Below are 1507 nucleotides of genomic sequence, written 5' to 3' on the forward strand. Positions count from 1 at the left end.
CGATCCAGCAGCTCGACAAGGTGACCCAGCAGAACGCGAGCGCGTCCGAGCAGGTCTCGGCGACGTCCGAGGAGCTGGCCGCGCAGGCGGAGCGGTTGCAGGCGACGATCGCCTACTTCCGGATCGAGGCAGCGTCGGACGTGGCAGCCGTGGTTCCGCAATTGCGGGCGGTGGCGGCGAAAGCCCTCTCGGGCAAGGCGGTCGCGCCGAAGGCGAAGGCACGCGCGGCCGGGTCGCCGGGCTTTGCCCTCGACATGGGCGAGGGCGATGCCCGCGATGCCCGCGACGCCGAGTTCGTCCGCGCCGCCTGAGGCCGCTCCAAGCGAGCGGCCGTGAAGGCGGCTCCGGCCTCATCCGGAGCCCGTACAAGATGCGACCCCCGGGTCGATGTTTCATTCCAAGACGTCAACCCAGGAGGGTTAACCGATGACGATATTCGACAATATCTCGATACCGCGGAAACTGTTTCTAGCCTTCGCCGTGATGCTGGCGGTTGGCCTCGGCATCAACGGCGTCGTCTACTGGAAATCGACCGAGATCCGGCAGTCGGTGCATTGGACGGATCACACCATCCAGGTGATGGATGCCGCCAACCGGTCGATGTCCGCCATGGTCGATCAGGAGACCGGCTACCGCGGGTTCCTCCTGTCTGGTGACGAAAAGTTCCTCGACCCCTACCGCAAGGGCTGGACCGCGTTCGAGACCGCATGGCAGCAGGCCAAGGGCCTGACGGCGGACAATCCGGCCCAGCAGGAGCGGCTCGCCACGGTCCGCCGTCTGGCCGAATCCTGGCACACCGGCGTGGCCGAGAAGGGCATCGCCCAGATGGCCGATCCGCGGACCCGCGAGGCCGCCCGGCAGGCCGAGATCGCCGGCACCGGCAAGGCCGCGATGGACGGCCTGCGCGGCGAGATCGGCCAGATCATCGGCACCGAGTCCGGGCTGATGGAGACGCGCCGGACCGCGCAGGACGCAGCCTTCGACACGTCGACGCAGATGATCCTGCTTGGCATCGCCGCCAATCTGGTGATCGCCGCCGCCATCGGGCTCATCCTGGTCCGCACCGTTGCCAAGCCCGTCACCCGGATCAGCGCCAACCTGGCGAATCTCGCCACGCCCTTCGACACGGGGCGGCAGGACGAGGTCGGCCGGATCGAGGGAACCGCCCAGGCGGTGGAGCAGGCCTTCCGGGAGATCTCGGGCGTCCTCGCGGCGGCCTCGGTCGGCGATTTCAGCAAGACGCTGTCGCAGGATTTCGGCGGCCTCAGCAGCGAGGTCGAGGGCAATCTCCGCGCGATGACCGAGAACCTGAAAGCGATCGCGAACGTCGCGACCGCGATCGCCTCGGGGGACCTGACCGTCGAGACGCAGCGCCTGTCCGAGCAGGACGTGCTCGGCATCGCCCTTGAGCAGATGCTGGAGAAGCTGCGGGCGGTGGTGACCGAGGCGAGTTCCGCGGCCGGTAACGTGTCGGCGGGATCTCAGGAGCTGTCGTCCTCGGCCGAGC

Annotated in this window: 1 protein-coding gene and 1 pseudogene; both read left to right on the forward strand. The window is 68.3% G+C overall.

Annotation, left to right across the window (positions count from 1 at the left end; translation table 11 throughout):
• Window positions 1-311: pseudogene (locus tag BLQ49_RS28770) on the forward strand (methyl-accepting chemotaxis protein); the annotation flags it as partial.
• A gap of 115 nt (window positions 312-426) precedes the next feature.
• The coding region (locus BLQ49_RS28775; protein WP_143012384.1) for a CHASE3 domain-containing protein at window positions 427-1507 on the forward strand (1081 nt) is incomplete at its 3' end.

The organism is Methylobacterium phyllostachyos (assembly GCF_900103445.1).
Classification (GTDB): domain Bacteria; phylum Pseudomonadota; class Alphaproteobacteria; order Rhizobiales; family Beijerinckiaceae; genus Methylobacterium; species Methylobacterium phyllostachyos.